We start from the raw sequence: 672 nt of genomic DNA, 5'->3' as shown, positions 1-672 counted from the left end.
GCTTTAGGTAAAGTATCAGGGTTATTGAACCCGCATAAAGAGTATTTGGCACTGGGCAAGTCGACTGATGAAAGGTCAAATAATTATAGAGAATTGTTTAGGCATCATGTAGATGAAGAAATGATCACAGATATACGCGAGGCGGTTAACAAGGGAATAGCGATAGGTAGTGAAGGGTTCAAGGAACAGATTGAGCGAAGGTATCATCGTCGAGTGGTTCCTGGAAAAGCGGGTAGGCCGAGGATTGAAGGTTGATTGGTAAATGTTACTCTGACCCCGATTACTCTTATTGATAACTGAGTCGTATCAGGTTACAATTCGGCTTATGATTCTATCATTTAAACACAAAGGCCTCGAGAAGTTCTTCAAAGCAGGAAAAACTTCAGGTATTCAAGTAAAGCACTCTAAGCGTTTAAAACTTATTTTAGGCCGACTTAATGCTTCTACTTCCCCAGATGATATGAATTTACCGGGGCTATTTCTGAACTCCTTATCTGGTAAGCGTTCAGATGTTTGGTCTGTTCGTGTTAGTGGGAATTGGAGGGTGACGTTCCGTTTCAATGGGGAACATGCAGAAATTGTAAATTACGAAGATTATCACTGAGGTGAAATTATGCTAATGCACAACCCTCCACATCCAGGCGAGATTATTAAAGAGCTTTGTCTTGAGCC

The 672-nt window shown here is 41.2% G+C and carries 1 protein-coding gene and 1 pseudogene; both read left to right on the top strand.

Going from position 1 to position 672, the window contains the following annotated elements:
• Positions 1-255 (top strand): annotated as a pseudogene (locus A3761_RS02690) (transposase); the annotation flags it as partial.
• A 70-nt stretch (positions 256-325) separates the two neighbouring features.
• Positions 326-604 (top strand): type II toxin-antitoxin system RelE/ParE family toxin, encoded by a 279-nt coding sequence (locus tag A3761_RS02685; RefSeq protein ID WP_068552950.1) that lies wholly within the window; start codon positions 326-328, stop codon positions 602-604.
• Positions 605-672: the final 68 nt, after the last annotated feature.

It is taken from the genome of Oleiphilus sp. HI0123 (genome assembly GCF_001635315.1).
The sequence above is the reverse complement of the archived record's forward strand: the minus strand, read 5'-3'. Positions and strand labels throughout refer to the sequence as shown.

What these genes read in the sequence shown, in the direction of transcription:
- A3761_RS02685 (WP_068552950.1), top strand. Translation starts at nt 326, where the DNA reads ATGATTCTATCATTTAAACACAAAGGCCTCGAGAAGTTCTTCAAAGCA.